The sequence below is a fragment of the Priestia sp. VA7 genome (assembly GCF_055710015.1).
Genome location: NZ_JBVQPN010000001.1, coordinates 531,843 through 547,310, shown reverse-complemented (window position 1 = coordinate 547,310; position 15,468 = coordinate 531,843). Strand labels below are relative to the sequence as shown.

The 15,468-nt window shown below is 38.1% G+C and carries 16 protein-coding genes; 2 read left to right on the top strand and 14 right to left on the bottom strand.

The features are described from left to right. Position 1: 1 nt before the first annotated feature. Both der and AC0C45_RS02915 read right to left on the bottom strand, forming a co-directional pair. Entirely contained in the window at positions 2–1,312 is a 1,311-nt protein-coding gene (gene der, locus AC0C45_RS02920; protein ID WP_013084895.1) for a ribosome biogenesis GTPase Der, read from the bottom strand. 297 nt (positions 1,313–1,609) lie between these two features. Beyond that, entirely contained in the window at positions 1,610–2,215 is a 606-nt protein-coding gene (locus AC0C45_RS02915) for a YphA family membrane protein (RefSeq protein ID WP_047930816.1), read from the bottom strand. A 120-nt stretch (positions 2,216–2,335) separates the two neighbouring features. Between AC0C45_RS02915 and AC0C45_RS02910 the strand changes: the two genes are divergently transcribed. Then, entirely contained in the window at positions 2,336–2,473 is a 138-nt protein-coding gene (locus AC0C45_RS02910; RefSeq protein ID WP_013059024.1) for a YpzI family protein, read from the top strand. A 31-nt stretch (positions 2,474–2,504) separates the two neighbouring features. Here the strand turns inward: AC0C45_RS02910 and AC0C45_RS02905 are convergent, their stop codons facing one another. From AC0C45_RS02905 to prsW, 10 genes are all read right to left on the bottom strand, one after another. After that, positions 2,505–3,719: an MFS transporter gene (locus tag AC0C45_RS02905; RefSeq protein ID WP_336437174.1), complete on the bottom strand. Its 1,215-nt coding sequence runs from the start codon at positions 3,717–3,719 to the stop codon at positions 2,505–2,507. Between the two features lie 176 nt (positions 3,720–3,895). Beyond that, complete coding sequence (gene fni, locus AC0C45_RS02900; protein ID WP_047930818.1) at positions 3,896–4,948, bottom strand: type 2 isopentenyl-diphosphate Delta-isomerase; 1,053 nt, start codon at positions 4,946–4,948, stop codon at positions 3,896–3,898. Positions 4,949–4,964: 16 nt separating this feature from the next. Then, positions 4,965–6,101 carry a 30S ribosomal protein S1 gene (rpsA, locus tag AC0C45_RS02895; protein ID WP_013059027.1) on the bottom strand — a complete coding sequence of 379 codons (1,137 nt, stop codon included), beginning with the start codon at positions 6,099–6,101 and terminating at the stop codon, positions 4,965–4,967. A 162-nt stretch (positions 6,102–6,263) separates the two neighbouring features. Next, entirely contained in the window at positions 6,264–6,851 is a 588-nt protein-coding gene (locus AC0C45_RS02890) for a lysophospholipid acyltransferase family protein (protein WP_034649065.1), read from the bottom strand. Next, the gene (gene cmk / locus AC0C45_RS02885) at positions 6,848–7,522 is read right to left on the bottom strand and encodes a (d)CMP kinase (protein ID WP_034649064.1); all 675 of its coding nucleotides are present in this window, start codon (positions 7,520–7,522) and stop codon (positions 6,848–6,850) included. Before cmk ends, AC0C45_RS02890 begins: the two co-directional genes overlap by 4 nt. A gap of 162 nt (positions 7,523–7,684) precedes the next feature. Further along, positions 7,685–7,861, bottom strand: coding sequence for a YpfB family protein (locus AC0C45_RS02880; RefSeq protein WP_013059030.1), 177 nt, complete (start codon positions 7,859–7,861; stop codon positions 7,685–7,687). A 69-nt stretch (positions 7,862–7,930) separates the two neighbouring features. Next, positions 7,931–8,596 carry a flagellar brake protein gene (locus AC0C45_RS02875; RefSeq protein WP_047930819.1) on the bottom strand — a complete coding sequence of 222 codons (666 nt, stop codon included), beginning with the start codon at positions 8,594–8,596 and terminating at the stop codon, positions 7,931–7,933. Positions 8,597–8,752: 156 nt separating this feature from the next. Further along, the gene (gene ypeB / locus AC0C45_RS02870) at positions 8,753–10,102 is read right to left on the bottom strand and encodes a germination protein YpeB (protein ID WP_047930820.1); all 1,350 of its coding nucleotides are present in this window, start codon (positions 10,100–10,102) and stop codon (positions 8,753–8,755) included. Between the two features lie 17 nt (positions 10,103–10,119). Beyond that, positions 10,120–11,040 carry a spore cortex-lytic enzyme gene (gene sleB / locus AC0C45_RS02865; protein WP_095378777.1) on the bottom strand — a complete coding sequence of 307 codons (921 nt, stop codon included), beginning with the start codon at positions 11,038–11,040 and terminating at the stop codon, positions 10,120–10,122. A 146-nt stretch (positions 11,041–11,186) separates the two neighbouring features. Then, entirely contained in the window at positions 11,187–11,837 is a 651-nt protein-coding gene (prsW, locus tag AC0C45_RS02860) for a glutamic-type intramembrane protease PrsW (protein WP_013059034.1), read from the bottom strand. Positions 11,838–12,035: 198 nt separating this feature from the next. On the opposite strand from prsW, the gene AC0C45_RS02855 reads away from it, so the two are divergent. After that, complete coding sequence (locus AC0C45_RS02855; RefSeq protein WP_013084903.1) at positions 12,036–13,007, top strand: asparaginase; 972 nt, start codon at positions 12,036–12,038, stop codon at positions 13,005–13,007. Between the two features lie 19 nt (positions 13,008–13,026). On the opposite strand, the gene AC0C45_RS02850 is transcribed toward AC0C45_RS02855, so the two are convergent. Further along, positions 13,027–13,998 (bottom strand): YpdA family putative bacillithiol disulfide reductase, encoded by a 972-nt coding sequence (locus AC0C45_RS02850; protein WP_047932128.1) that lies wholly within the window; start codon positions 13,996–13,998, stop codon positions 13,027–13,029. 124 nt (positions 13,999–14,122) lie between these two features. Beyond that, entirely contained in the window at positions 14,123–15,388 is a 1,266-nt protein-coding gene (locus AC0C45_RS02845) for a Glu/Leu/Phe/Val family dehydrogenase (RefSeq protein WP_370506064.1), read from the bottom strand. Positions 15,389–15,468 lie beyond the last annotated feature (80 nt).

Here is a 15,468-nt window from a genome sequence, read left to right as displayed (position 1 = left end):
GTTATTTTCTTGGTCTTGCAATAATTTTAATTGGAGTTCCTTCAAATCCAAAAGCTTCACGAAGCTTATTTTCTAAGAAACGTTTATATGAAAAATGCATTAGCTCAGGATCATTTACAAACACAACAAAAGTTGGCGGCTTAATTGCTACTTGAGTTGTGTAATAGATTTTTAAGCGGTTGCCGTTGTGAGTAGGCGTAGGGTTCATTGCTACTGCATCCATAATCACATCATTTAAGATGCTTGTTTCTACACGTACCGCATGGCTTTCGCTTGCAAGATCAATCATTGGCAATAGCGTATGCGTACGTTTTTTCGTTTTAGCTGAAAGGAATACAATTGGAGCATATGTTAAGAACTGAAAATGCTCACGTATATTCTCTTCAAATTTTTTCATTGTTTTTTCATCTTTTTCTACTGTATCCCATTTGTTTACAACGATGACAACAGCTTTTCCAGCTTCTTGTGCATAGCCAGCAATTTTCTTATCTTGTTCAATAATACCCTCTTCAGCATTTAATACAACTAAGACAACATCTGAGCGTTCAATTGCCTTTAATGCGCGCAGTACGCTGTATTTTTCAGTACTCTCGTACACTTTTCCACGCTTTCTCATTCCAGCTGTATCAATAACAACATATTCTTGATCTTCTTTTGTAAACTTTGTATCAATGGCATCGCGTGTCGTGCCGGCAAGATCACTGACAATAACACGGTCTTCACCTAGAAGAGCATTAACTAATGAAGATTTCCCTACGTTAGGACGACCAATCAATGAAAATTTAATGACTTCTTCTCCGTAATCTTCGTCTTTTTCTTTTGGAAAGTGCTTAGCTGCCTCGTCTAGCAGGTCACCTAAACCTAAACCATGCGTTCCAGAGATTGGGAACGGTTCTCCATATCCTAGTGCGTAGAAATCATAGATTAATTCTCTCATTTCAGGATTATCTACTTTATTAACAGCTAGGACAACGGGCTTTTTGGATTTGTATAAAATTTTCGCCACTTCTTCATCAGCTGCAGTAATTCCATCGCGTCCATTTACTAGAAAAATGATTACGTCCGCTTCATCAATTGCAATTTCTGCCTGCTGTTTGATCTGTTCTAAAAATGGCTCATCTCCAATATCAATACCGCCGGTATCAATAATGTTAAAGTCCACATTCAGCCACTCACCTGAACTATAGATACGATCACGAGTTACACCCGGAATATCTTCTACAATAGATACTCGCTCTCCTACAATTCGGTTGAAAATTGTTGATTTTCCTACGTTGGGACGACCAACAATCGCAATAATTGGTTTTGGCATACGATTCTTCCCTTTCCTTGATCTTTTTTATGTATCGGCAACCAGTCTTTAATCGACTAAAGGTATTTATCTACATGTACAAATAAATAAGATCATTCTTTTTTCAAAAATTGAGGCCATGCAGCGTGGCATGACCTCTACTAATCGATCATAAGCGATAAAGCAGGCTTTTTATCAGCTCTATTTTACATCAAGCTGATTAACTGCCTATCCGCTGAATAAGCATTACTCTTTCAATCAAACAATTTTATCAAAAATCACCGGTAACAACAATATAATTTTACGAAATCTCTTCTTCTATTTGTAAGTACTTTGCTTTTGCCTGTGAGACTTCAGCACGTACAAATCTAAATAAGCAGAGAAATAAACCAGCATCTCCCAAATAAACATAGCTCCTACTGCTGTTGCTAAAACGTCGAGTGTCCGAAGAGACCCTACTTCATAAGATGCAATATCTCGAATGACAACTGCGTATAAAAAATCTCCTCCAACTACACCTAAAATGAGCGCTGCGAATCTTTTTTCAGCATCTTTAATCACCATAAAGCAAATATATAAGATAAGTCCAGTCAAAATCCACTTACGGTCAATAAAAATCCATACAGGATCATAGAGCTCAAGTAAACAAAAACCAGCATAGGCAATTATTATAATGCCGCATACAATAACATAATATAACTGCTGAAACCTGCTGTAGCCTGAAGCATAAACACACGCTACCCCCACTAAAAACAAAGCGGTATAGCTACATGAAAACTGAGCCATATGCATGTTCATTCCACTTAGGAGTATACTGATTAATATAATGGCTGCTACCTTCCAACGCCTAAGTGTTTTGGGCATAAGAAAAGTCGCAACAATCCATCCCATCCACGAAAGCCAATAAAAGAAAATTCCGTCCACTGAATATGGCACCTCCTCTACCTGTCATCAGTATGTATCAATTTGGTAAAACTTAATCGGAGTTTTAGAATAGAACCTCTTATTTTGGACAACCTATCAGAAAAAAGGAGGGAATCTAAAATGGGAAAAGATCGTCAAGAGAAAAAATTAAAAGAATCAAAACGAGTTGAATCTGACCGTGATCAAGGACTTCACTATCCGGGAGCAACTAGCTTGCAAAGTCCTGAAGAAGCGCGCGAGTTAAATGAGCATAAATAAAAAAATGCGCTGACTAAGTCAGCGCATTTTTTTATTTTAAAACTGGATGTGAAACAGGATAGGAACGTTCTTTCTTTCCTGTAAACAAAAAGAGAACTCCTCCCACTAACAATAGTGCTCCTGACAAATAAAACCCGAATTCCATACTTCCAAGTTTATCTGCAAAATATCCGGTAATGTAAGGTGCAAAGATCGATGACAGCATGCCGCTGAAGTTGAAAAAACCGTACACTTTAGAGTACATGGACGATGGAGTAATATCCGCCATATACGAAATCAAAATCGGATCTAATGCTAATTTACCTATCAAACCGTACACAATTAAGCCGATTAATAGCCAAGAATAACTCTCTGTATAGGGAATAAAAAATTGACACAAAGCGCCCGCTACTGACAAACTCACAATTAATGCTTTTTTATTTGCAATTCGATCAGATATATACCCAAAGAAGATTGCTCCTGGAATAGACGCCCAAGGTACTAAAGATGCTATGATGCCTGTTTGAGACCCTTCTAAGCCTCGCGAGTGCTGCAAATAATAAGGAAGCCAAGTCAGCATCCCAAAAAATCCGTAAAGAGAGCAGAAGATTAAAATGTATACGAAAATATGATTTTTTGTAAATAATACTTTTAGCGACTGCTTTGTTTCTTTATTTAGCGAATTTTTTTCTTGATTCCTCTGCTTATCTTTTACAAAGAAAGCTATTAAAATAGCTATTACTATAGTTGGAATAGCAAATAAGTAAAAAGTAAACTGCCAGTCTTTTTCTAACGTATATGTAATGTATGTAGAACCGATAAAACCAAGTGATATACCAAAAGCCATTCCACTATTAATGAGCGCCGACACTAAACCTCGGTATCGTTCAGATGTGATGCTCGAAGAAATTCCGTATTGTGAACCATAATACGTTCCTTCTCCAAGTCCTGTCAGCGCCCGCATAAGTAAGAACATACCGAAAGTAGTTGTAAGTCCTGTAAAAAATGTGGCAACTCCAAACAAGATGTATCCAGCTACTAAGATCTTAACGCGACCAAATTGATCTGCCAAAAAACCCGTTGGAATTTGCATAGCTGCATATGCTGCAAAAAATACGGTAGACATTAGCCCAAGTTCAGCTTTATTAAGATCCCACTGCGCACCGATATCTCCCATAACCGGAGATAAAATATTACGATCTGCATACATGAAAACCCAACCTAAAAAGAAAAGAAAAATTGTAAATATAGGATGTCCCTTTTTCATCACGCCACCTCTTTTTTCTGATTTTTCTGTTTATTTTACTTATTATAAGGGGCTAACGTTTGGGACTTCATGCTTTTTGTCACTTCTTCTGCCAACATTTTTTGTTTTTTTAAATGAAAACGCGATCATTCATCTTTTAAAGAAATAAAAAAGCACGCAGTCAACTGCATGCTTTTTTATGATCTGTTATTAAATGTTTCTATAGATACATTTCGCTGAGTCAGCCAACTATGGGTATCCCCTGTAATAACTAGAGGCATTTGCTGAAGCTTAGCAATAGAGGTTGCTCCTAGCGCAGCCATGATGAACGTTAACTCCTCATGCAGCTCGGCTATCTCTTCTACAACTGCTTCTAAACCAGACTTCATTAAAATGGATAAAAAATATCCTGCCATTCCCGTTGCAGAAGCTCCTAACGCAATAGACTTAGCAATATCCATAGAGGTTTGAATACCTCCCGAACCAATAATGGACATACCTTCTACGTGCTGAGATACTTCTGCTAAAGAAGCTGCTGTGGAAATTCCCCAATCATTAAAGAAGTGAAAATGTTTTGCTCGTCTTTCATTTTCGATTTTCGAAAAATTGGTACCACCGTACCCACCAATATCAACGATTTCAACACCAACATCTTTAAGCTTTTGCACTGCTTGAGCGCTCATCCCAAAACCTACTTCTTTGACAATTACAGGAACGGTTACTTCTTGGACAATGCGTTCAATACGACGTAATGCATCGGTAAAATCACGATCTCCCTCCGGCATGACCAGTTCTTGTATAACATTTAAATGAATTTGAAGTCCATTTGCTTCAAGCATATCAACTGCTTTTTTAGCTTGTTCAACTGTAGCTTCACTGCCTAGGTTGGCAAAAATAATTCCGTTAGGGTTTTCTTGACGCACTACTCTGTATGATTGTTCTTCCTTTTCATCTTTAATCGCAGCCATCTGCGATCCAACGGCCATTGCTAATTGACCATGATGAGCAATTTGAGCAAACGAACGGTTAATCCGTTCCGTTTCTTGTCCGCCTCCGCCCGTCATAGCATTTATAAAAATTGGCGAACTTAACAAAAGTTCGCCAATTTTTGTATCAATATGAACATCGTGCACGCCAGTATTTGGCAAGCTATTATGAACGAAGCAAATATCATCCAGCCCGTGTAGCCGATGCTGTCCCGTTTGAATCGCATGATGAATGTGATCAATTTTACGTTTTGCTCTGCTCACAAATCATCACCATTACTTATCTTAATTTTTTTAATTGATCCCCAATCATATCACCTAATTGGAAACCTTTTGACTCTTCTTGTAATTCATAGTCACCGTAATCTTCTTGTTCTTCTTCCTCAAGATCACGAATGCTTAACGAAACGCGTCGTTCTTGTTCATTCACATCAAGTACTTTCACCGTCACTTTTTCGCCTTCAGAAAGCACTTCATGCGGTGTCCCGATATGCTTATGGGAAATTTGAGAAATGTGTACAAGTCCTTCTACTCCAGGTAGAACTTCCACAAAAGCTCCAAAAGATACAAGTCTTTTAACGGTTCCATCTACTACATCACCTTGGCGAAGCTTCGTAGAAATGTTGGACCATGGACCTTCTAACGTATCTTTAATAGATAATGAAACACGCCCCGTTGATTTGTCAACAGACAATACTTTGACTTTCACAGCATCTCCCTCAGCTACTACATCTGAAGGTTTTTCTACACGCGTATGTGAAAGCTGAGAAATGTGCACTAACCCATCTACTCCGCCTACATCTACAAACGCTCCAAAGTCTGTTAAGCGCTGAACGGTTCCTTCTAAAACCTGACCTTCTTTTAATGACTCAAGAACATTTTCTTTTTGTTGTACAAGCTCTTCTTCTACAACTGCACGATGCGAAAGGATCACGCGATTTTTTTCTTTATCTAATTCCACTACTTTGACCGTAAGAGTTTGATCTTGATACTCTGCAAAATCATCAACGAAATGAGTTTCAACAAGAGAAGCTGGAATGAACCCTCTTACACCAATATCTACTACTAATCCGCCTTTGACAATTTCTTTGACTACCGCTTCAAACACTTCACCTGAAGAAAGTTTTGCTTCTAAACCATCCCATGCTTTTTCAGCATCTACAGCTCGTTTAGATAGCACAAGCAAATCGTCTTCCACTTTAATTACTTTCGCTTCGACTTCGGCACCTTCTTGGATTACATCGCCTGCTTTTTCAATATGTAAGCTCGCTAATTCACTAATTGGAATAATACCGTCTAGTTTGCTGTTAGGTACATCTACATACACTTGCTTTTCTTCTACTTTTGTAATAGTACCTTTTACTGTTTCTCCTACTTCTAATGACGTTACCTCTACTTGATTCATATCTTCTGTCATCGTCTTTTCCTCCTCCAATATCCATCTACAATATGTATTCCCTTGTAAGAGTTCTTCACTCTTTTAGCTCATCATTATTGTATATAGCTCTGTATAGAAAAAACTCTCTTTGTTACTAACTTCTAATAAATAGAATCTTTTGTCAAGTCATAAGGTTACAAACTATTGATATTTTTCAATTAATTCACCAATGCTTTTCATAATAACTTCGGTCACTTCGTCGGCTGATGCTTTTCGTTCGCGAAGCTCATCCATCTGAATTGGCGGTCCGTACACTACTTTTAACCTTGCAAAACGCTTGTATGGACCAATAACAGCGCAAGGCACAACAGCTGCTTTTGAACGCAAAGCAAAAAAGCCTACTCCAGCCATCCCTTTGCCTAATTCCCCATCTTTACTTCTTGTTCCTTCGGGAAATAATCCAAGCACTTTTCCTTCTTTTAAAATCTTTAACCCTTGGCGCAAAGCTTCACGATCTGCCATCCCGCGCTTTACAGGGAATGTTTCTAACTTTGGCAGAACCGTCTTCAGAAAAGGTGCTTTAAACAGCTCTGCTTTTGCCATAAACGAAATAGGCCTTGGACATGTCACACCTACAGTAGGCGGATCTAAGTTGTCAATATGATTTGAACAAAGTAAAACTCCGCCTTCTGAAGGGATATTTTCTGCACCGATTACTTCATAACGATAAACTGGTGTTAAAATGCCTTTTACAATGGCACGTGCAAACATATAAAAGCTCAAAATCATCCAATCCTTTCTTTTGTAATAGAAAGTATTTTTTCTACAACTCCTTCAATCGATAAGGAAGTTGTATCGATTTCAATTGCGTCTTCAGCTTTTTTAAGAGGTGCTACTTCGCGCTCAGAATCCAGCTTATCTCTGCGGGCAATTTCTTCTTTTAAACGCTCTAAATTTGATTCAAAACCTTTTTTTATGTTTTCGTCATGGCGTCGCTGTGCTCTTTCATCCACAGACGCTAATAAAAAGATTTTAACTTCTGCGTGAGGAAGCACGTGTGTACCGATATCACGTCCGTCCATTACAACGCCTCCATCTTTAGCAAGGCCCTGCTGTCTCGCTACCATCTCTTCACGAACTGCACGATGTTTCGCTACGAGGGATACAGAGTTAGTTACTTCTGCGGAACGAATTTCACTTGTAACATTCTGCCCATTTAAGATGACTACCTGTCCAGATTCAGACGGCTTTAAATCGATGACTGTTTCGTTAAGTAAATGCAATAGCTCTTCTTCATTTTGCAAATCTACCTGGTTTTTCTGCGCTTGATACGTTAGAGCACGATACATCGCTCCTGTATCAACATAAATATATGATAAGGTTTCTGCTATAATCTTTGCCACTGTACTTTTCCCAGCAGCTGCAGGACCGTCAATCGCGATTGAAATTTGTTTTTCCATAAGTGCCTCCCTTAATTTCAAAACAGGAACAAACCACTTTCATCTTTTATACAATGAGCCATTTTATATGAAGCGTTTATAAACGAAAAAAAGAGCAGGGGGTCTTCTCCTGCCTGGTGTTCACTGCATGTTTCTTTCCTAGTTATTCTACCATACGTCCGACTACTGGTCGAATGTTTCAATAATTTTATTAAAATTATTTTTGCTAACTCCCTCATACTGAATAACCTTTGAGAAATATGTACTGTGACTGCTAGATAGTAAAATACATTGAGCAATTATTAAAAACACAAATTGAATAACCACTAATTTAATTAAAATTCGTTCTATTCGATTCACCTTTTTTCTCCTTTTGTAAGAAGTAATACCTTTGCTTACAGTTTAGGAAAGAGAAGTTTTTTTTATACGCTAAAGAAGACCTTTTCTTCTTAGGTCGAGCTGACGCTTTAAGGTATAACGAATCATCATTTCTTTCGTTTGTTTTTCCATGTCCATAAATTTAATAGATAGCTGACCTACTTTACAAGAAGTCGGGGCGGTAATTCGTACAACTTCCCCTTTTAATTCAAGATGCTGCAAAGCTCCCTCACGATTAGGAAGACTTAATCGTACAACAACCGAATCTTTCTCATTAAAAAGCAGCGAGTGATGGAAGGAGCCGGCTATTCCACCTGCACTGATGTTTTTAGTCATGATTTCCATTACATCCTGTTGTTCTTGCTCACTTTCTATCACCGCCTTCACTGTAAGCGGCACACGGAAAAAATTTCTTCTTTGGATAGATTTTAACTTTTTATCGCCCGGGTAAAAGAGCTTCACAACAGGCATGCCTTTTATTTCACGCCCTGTTACTTCAGTTGGAAAAGTATATACATTTTGATCATATCCAATAAACGTAGCAAGCAATTTTGTACCTTTTAGTAAAAAAGCACTTCGCTGCGTTTCTTCATTTAGCGGATAGCTAATATAAATCACGTCTTCCGTAAACTCAACTACTTTACATCGATATGTTTGTTGTAATATAGACTCTCTGTGCCCGCTCTCTAACGTCAGCCTCATTCCCGCTTTTATCATCTTCTCTCTCCTTCAGTTCCACTATATACACTTTTTCCCTTTATTTAAACATAGTTAAATATGTTTATTTTGTAAATACAAATTAGTCATTTAGACTCAATAAAATATTAAAAAACACAAAAAACCGGTGTCTATAGACACCGGTTTTTATCAACTTTACACTTCATTATATAAAGGTTCTGAGTTTTGCAGTTTTTCGACTTTTTCTTCAAAACCCGTATCGGCATTGATGAAAATACGATACGTATCATTTTTTATTGTCCCTAAAAACTCATAGCATAGCACTTCTTCGTTTAAATCATTCGTAATAATTGCCAAGCGGTCTTCCATCACTTTTACATTCGAATTCAGCTTGGTTTTTGCCTGTTCTTTCGAAATTTTAGGTTTTGGAATATCTCTTGTACGATGTTTTAATAAGAAGTCTTTAGCTGAGAAACCAATCACAGATCCATCTTCTAAAGACATTTTCATTTTAACTGAATCCGGATAAATCCGAACTCCACTTTCCGTTTGCTCTACGAATGTAAAGACTCCCATGTTATCATATTGAGCGCTTTCAGCCATTACTAGGCTTTCAAAACGATGACCTTTTAAAAACTTAGTCGCTTTGTTCATAGCATCGTTTAAACTAATATTTTGTTTTTTAATATCTCGATCTTCGAGCACCCAAAGCGGATAACCACCTTTTTGTGTAATATCCATATACGTCTCTTGTTTAGTCTTTGGATCTGTAATGGTTAAGCTGTACACCTCATAATCAGCGTCTTTTCCGCTCTTTACAATATGAATTTGTTCATTTCCTTTTAAATTCAAAAACGAACGCGCCACTTGTTTTGCAACATCTTCACTAACTTCTCTACCTTTTAATTGATGAAAAGCGTTTTTTTCCTGCTCATTCGTTGCATTCATAACGCCCAAATCTGTTTCGGCAAAAGAATCCATACTTTTTTCCACGGTTTTTAATCCGTCAATAATCGTATTGTCACCTTGCTTTTCTTTTGTGGCTAGGGCTAGTTCAACATCCATCCAGCGCAAGTTATTATCAATGACTAGATGCTGTACTTGGCGCATTTCATTTTGAATTTCACCTGACTGATCATAAAGCGAATTTAACGTTTTATACTCTTTATCTGTTAAGGGTGCTTTGCTTAAATCCCTTACCGCCACTTTGTACGTAAAGTCACCAACATCTGAAAGAAACTCTTCTGTTTTATTGAACGGCAAAAGCGATAAAGGCAGCTGTCCTACATTGTTATGAGCTTCAGAAGTTAAACGCCATACTTCTGCAAGCGCGGGCGAAAGCTGATCTCTCGAACTCATGGCGAGCGTGCCACCGATTTTATCATTTAATAAATCTAGCTGATATGATAAATCATGAAATGCTCGTTGATACGTATTCTCTGCTTGAAGCAGCACAGCATCTTTTTCTTGATGTTCGCTGTACCCCCAATAGCCTACACCTACAACACCAATAGCTAATAATACAATTAAAATTGTGCGAATCATGTTTCCTTCACCTCTTTTTATCGACAGAAAATGTGTTTCCCGATTTGCTTAATTTGAGGACGTGACCAAATCCATGCGCTTGTTGCTGTATCCGGATTAAAGTAATAGATAGCATTCCCAGTAGGATCCCATCCGTTAATCGCATCCATAACCGCTTTTTTAGATGTTGGATTGGGTTCAAGCCAGATTTGTCCATCTGCTACGGCAGTAAATGCACGCGGTTCAAAAATAACTCCAGCAACTGTATTTGGAAATGACGGACTGTTAACTCGGTTCAAAATAACGGCCGCTACGGCTACTTGGCCATTATATGGTTCACCCCGTGCTTCACCATGCACAGCATTTGCCATGAGCTGAATATCATTTTGTGAAAAGCCGCTTGGTACATTCACCGCTGTTGGCTTTTGTGCTTTTTCTTTCTGTTGTTCAGAATTTCCTTTAGACGTATTACGCTGCGGCTGACTGGCAGGTTTTTTTGCTTGAGAAGATCCGCTTTGTGCTTTTTGCTGACCATTGTTCCCGCTGGTACTGCTTCCTTTAGACTGCTGATCAAGAGGCCGACCCCCATAGTGCGTAAACTTATTTCCTTTTCTAATTTGATTTTTCACATAGTTTTCGTGATATTTTGTTGCGTTGGCTAATTTAATCTTTGTTTGCCAGCCTGCTAAACCGTCAATCTTTTTAATGCCAAATTCATATTGAAAATTGCGCAGTGCCCAGTATGTGCTCCATCCAAATACACCGTCAATTTTCCCATTGTAATAACCTAAATACTGAAGTCTCGACTGCAGCTCAATAACGTCATCTCCAACTGCTCCGTGTTGAATGACTTGATTTGAAAACGCGTGAGCGGCCTTTGGACTCACAACGGACGCTGCAATAAATGAACATATGCATATGAGACATGCATACTTTTTAAAACATCGAAATGATAACATGACAAAACCTCCTACATCGTATGTAACTGATAAGATGATAGGAGTATTTTTTGTAAAGGTTGTTTTTTTATACAAGATGCGCAAAATTTACCGAAATGAAAAAAACTCAGCTCGTAAATCTCTCAAAAAAGATTTACAAGCTGAGCCTAGACAATCGAGGGCTGTTTGGCCTTTTTTACTTTTCTTAATGCTAGCCACCATAAATAAATCATAAATGGAATAATAATAAATACCCAATGATCCATTGTTTTTAAAATATAATCATATGTTCCATGTAAAATGAGCGGCGCAAATACGGAGTACAGCGTCCACTTCGTTTTTTCCTTTCCTTCAGAAAACTTTGCTTTCCCTAAATAATACCCCATAATGACGCCGAATAAAGCATGACTAGATACGGGTAAAAAGGCTCTTCCTAGCGCTGATTCTAGACCATTTGCAAATAAATATAAAATATTTTCAACGGTAGCAAAACCTAATGAAACAGCTGCCCCGTAAACAATTCCATCATAATGCTCATCAAATTCCACATGCTGATAAATCGTGAAATATAAAATGAACCATTTGAAAAATTCTTCTAAAAAGCTTGTCGTAAAAAATGCTTGAAGAAAAGGTGATTGAAAAACGTGTTCTTCACCAAATACATATTGAATAAACATAATTGGCAAAACAAGCATTGCTCCAAAAATAAATGTTTTTAATACCATTGAAATAGGCTCAGTTTCATATTCATCTTTCAAATAAAAAAAACTTAACAATGCCAATCCTGGCGCAATGCCTGCAGATACAATCGCCAACATAAATAGCGCCTCATCTCCTCTGTTTTTTTTAATAGTAACATGTTATCTTTAGGATGAAAATCTCCGTCTATAATGTCCTTATCTTTATATGTAAATGCTCACATAACTTGCTGTCGATTTACAAAGCCTAACAAAGACCTTAAACAAGTATACCAAAAAATGTATCATACTTATATGAAAAATTGAAAGGAGCTCTCTATGAAAACTGTTTATATTCTTCACACCGGCGGCACAATCTCTATGAAAGAAGACATGGCAACTGGATCGGTAACACCAGATATTCAAAACCCGCTTCACCGCTCCACATCATCTGTTTCAGGTATGGCCAATGTGATCGTAGAAGAAGCATTTCATCTGCCTTCTCCTCACATTACTCCTAAGGAAATGCTTATACTTTCAAAAAAAATACGCGATAAAATTAATGAAGGCAAAATTGATGCAGTCGTGTTAACTCACGGTACGGACACCCTGGAAGAAACCGCTTATTTTTTAGATTTAACAGTGCATACAGATATTCCAATTGTCTTAACTGGAGCCATGAGATCAAGCAATGAAATTGGTTCAGACGGTCCTTATAATTTTATATCTGCGGTTCGGGTGGCTATTAGTGACGGTGCAAAAGGAAAAGGTGTCTTAGTTGTGATGAACGATGAAATTCATACCGCTGAAAATGTGACCAAGACCCACACAAGCAACGTGGCGACATTTCAAAGCCCACAGTACGGGCCAATAGGATTAATCACAAAACGCGGCGTATCTTTTCACCACATGCCTACAGAACACGAATTTTATCCTGTCAATCAGATAGATAAACAAATCACTTTATTAAAAGCTTATGCAGGAATGGACGACCATTTATTTCAAGCAGTGGCTTCAATGAATGTTGATGGACTTGTAATTGAAGCCCTCGGCCAAGGAAATCTACCTCCTCTCACAATTCCAGGCATTCAATTGCTTTTGGAGCGAAAGATACCCATCGTACTCGTTTCCCGCTGTTTTAATGGAATTGCTCAAGATGTATATGGATATGAAGGCGGCGGCAAGCAGTTGAAAGAGATGGGCGTTATTTTTTCAAATGGCTTAAATGGTCCTAAAGCACGCATTAAACTGTTAGTTGCTCTCCAAGTAACAACGAATCATGATGAACTGCAGCAGCTATTTAATCATTAGTAAAACAACGCATAGAAGCCTATGCGTTGTTTTTGTTGATAATATGAGAAGCAATTGATTTTCCATGAAAACGTCCATTTTCGATAAAAATCTCATTAGCATTGTTTCCTGCAGCAATCACACCAGCGATATAAATTCCTTCCACGTTTGTTTCCATCGTCTCTTCGTTAAAAGAAGGGCGGCCTGTTTCATCATCTAATTCCACACCCATTTTTATTAAGAACGAATGATCAGGATGATATCCAGTCATCGCAAAAACGAAATCGTTACTAATCGTAGATTCTTTCCCTTCCTGTTCATATGTTACCGTTTCATCCGTTATCTTTGTTACATGAGCATTAAAATGCATCCCAATTGTTCCATTTCGAACCAGAGCCTCAAATTCAGGCAATATCCAAGGTTTTACGCTAGGTGAGTAATCTGAGCCACGATAAATAACCGTCACCCTTGCATCACACTTCACCAATTCCAGAGCTGCATCGACGCTAGAGTTTTTTCCGCCTATAACGACTACATCTTTATCAAAGTACGGATGCGCTTCTTTAAAATAATGAAATACCTTTGATAAATCTTCACCAGGCACATTCATATAATTAGGATGATCGTAATAGCCCGTAGCTATAATGACATTCTCCGCTTCATATGTCTCTTTAGATGTTGTGACAATAAATTGGTTTTCCGCTTGTTTGTCTACTTGCAAGACACGTTCAAACGGCTGAATTCGAACTTGCCTGCGCTTCACCACTTCTCGGTAGTAAGCAAGAGCTTGGTTGCGCATAGGCTTACGATTTTCGGTAATAAAAGGGACATCCCCTATTTCCAGTTTTTCACTCGAACTAAAAAACGTTTGGTGGGTCGGATAGTTATAAATTGCATTCACGATATTTCCTTTTTCAATTACAAGGGCATCAATACCTGTATGTTGAAGCTCAATAGCTGCTGAAAGGCCGCATGGTCCTCCGCCAACAATAATTACTTTTTCTTTCTTCATGCCTGTCACTCCTTCAGTTGTAAACGCACCTTTTTTTTATTTTAACGCAGTGTAAAACAAAAAAATCTCCTCATTAATGATAGGAGATTTTTTCTATTTACGCAATTGTTCTGCTGTTCTGTTTTTAAATCCAGCCTCTGAAACGAGAGCCTTCTGCCATTTTTCTTACGCCTATCATATAAGCAGCTAGACGCATGTCGACTTTTCGAGTTGTAGAGGTTTCGTAGATGTTATTAAATGATTTAACCATTACTTTTTCAAGCTTTTCTTCTACTTCTTCTTCCGTCCAATAATAACCTTGGTTATTTTGCACCCATTCAAAATAAGAGACTGTTACACCGCCGGCACTTGCCAAAACGTCTGGAACTAATAAAATTCCTCTCTCTGACAAGATGCGCGTTGCTTCAAGAGTTGTTGGTCCATTTGCTGCTTCTACTACAATACTCGCTTGAATGTTATGGGCATTTTCTTCTGTAATTTGATTTTCAATCGCAGCTGGAACTAGGATGTCGCAGTCAAGTTCAAGCAGCTCTTTATTGCTGATTGTATTATTGAATAATTTCGTTACTGTACCAAAGCTATCGCGTCGATCTAATAAATAATCAATGTCTAAACCGTTAGGATCATGCAGCGCTCCGTACGCATCGGATATCCCTACAATTTTAGCCCCAGCGTCATGCATGAACTTAGCTAAAAAGCTTCCTGCATTTCCAAACCCTTGTACTACTACCCGTGCACCTTGTAATTCAATGCCTCGTTTTTTCGCTGCTTCACGAATACAAATAGTTACTCCTTTTGCAGTCGCTGTTTCACGGCCGTGTGAACCACCTAAGACAAGGGGCTTTCCAGTAATAAAGCCCGGGGAGTTAAATTCATCAATCCGGCTGTATTCATCCATCATCCAAGCCATAATTTGTGAATTTGTAAACACATCCGGCGCTGGAATATCCTTTGTTGGTCCAACAATTTGGCTAATCGCACGAACATATCCGCGGCTTAAACGCTCTAATTCTCCAAAAGACATATTTCGAGGATCACAAACAATTCCACCTTTTCCTCCACCGTAAGGAAGGTCAACGATTCCACATTTTAAACTCATCCATATAGATAGAGCTTTTACTTCTTTTTCAGTTACGTTTGGGTGAAAACGAATTCCGCCTTTCGTAGGACCAACTGCATCGTTATGCTGCGCTCGGTGACCTGTAAAAATCTTAACTGATCCGTCATCCATACGAACAGGAATTTTTACTGTCATCATTCGTAATGGCTCTTTTAATAGTTCATACACTTCATCAGGATAGCCTAGTTTTTCTAACGCTTTATGTATCACTGTTTGTGTAGATTTTAAAACATCATGCTTCTCTTCTTGACTATTTTTACTGTCTTGCATCTTGTCGGCTACCATCTGTAAACCTCCTAAAATGTATCGAAAATTATTCGTTTTTAATTGAATGGTGCTTCTTTCATGAC

What these genes read in the sequence shown, in the direction of transcription:
- rpsA (WP_013059027.1), bottom strand. Translation starts at nt 6,101, where the DNA reads ATGACAGAAGATATGAATCAAGTAGAGGTAACGTCATTAGAAGTAGGA.
- sleB (WP_095378777.1), bottom strand. Translation starts at nt 11,040, where the DNA reads ATGTTATCATTTCGATGTTTTAAAAAGTATGCATGTCTCATATGCATA.
- ypeB (WP_047930820.1), bottom strand. Translation starts at nt 10,102, where the DNA reads ATGATTCGCACAATTTTAATTGTATTATTAGCTATTGGTGTTGTAGGT.
- der (WP_013084895.1), bottom strand. Translation starts at nt 1,312, where the DNA reads ATGCCAAAACCAATTATTGCGATTGTTGGTCGTCCCAACGTAGGAAAA.
- prsW (WP_013059034.1), bottom strand. Translation starts at nt 11,837, where the DNA reads ATGTTGGCGATTGTATCTGCAGGCATTGCGCCAGGATTGGCATTGTTA.
- AC0C45_RS02850 (WP_047932128.1), bottom strand. Translation starts at nt 13,998, where the DNA reads ATGAAGAAAGAAAAAGTAATTATTGTTGGCGGAGGACCATGCGGCCTT.
- cmk (WP_034649064.1), bottom strand. Translation starts at nt 7,522, where the DNA reads ATGGAAAAACAAATTTCAATCGCGATTGACGGTCCTGCAGCTGCTGGG.
- AC0C45_RS02855 (WP_013084903.1), top strand. Translation starts at nt 12,036, where the DNA reads ATGAAAACTGTTTATATTCTTCACACCGGCGGCACAATCTCTATGAAA.
- AC0C45_RS02845 (WP_370506064.1), bottom strand. Translation starts at nt 15,388, where the DNA reads ATGCAAGACAGTAAAAATAGTCAAGAAGAGAAGCATGATGTTTTAAAA.
- AC0C45_RS02910 (WP_013059024.1), top strand. Translation starts at nt 2,336, where the DNA reads ATGGGAAAAGATCGTCAAGAGAAAAAATTAAAAGAATCAAAACGAGTT.
- AC0C45_RS02875 (WP_047930819.1), bottom strand. Translation starts at nt 8,596, where the DNA reads ATGATAAAAGCGGGAATGAGGCTGACGTTAGAGAGCGGGCACAGAGAG.
- AC0C45_RS02905 (WP_336437174.1), bottom strand. Translation starts at nt 3,719, where the DNA reads ATGAAAAAGGGACATCCTATATTTACAATTTTTCTTTTCTTTTTAGGT.
- AC0C45_RS02890 (WP_034649065.1), bottom strand. Translation starts at nt 6,851, where the DNA reads ATGATTTTGAGCTTTTATATGTTTGCACGTGCCATTGTAAAAGGCATT.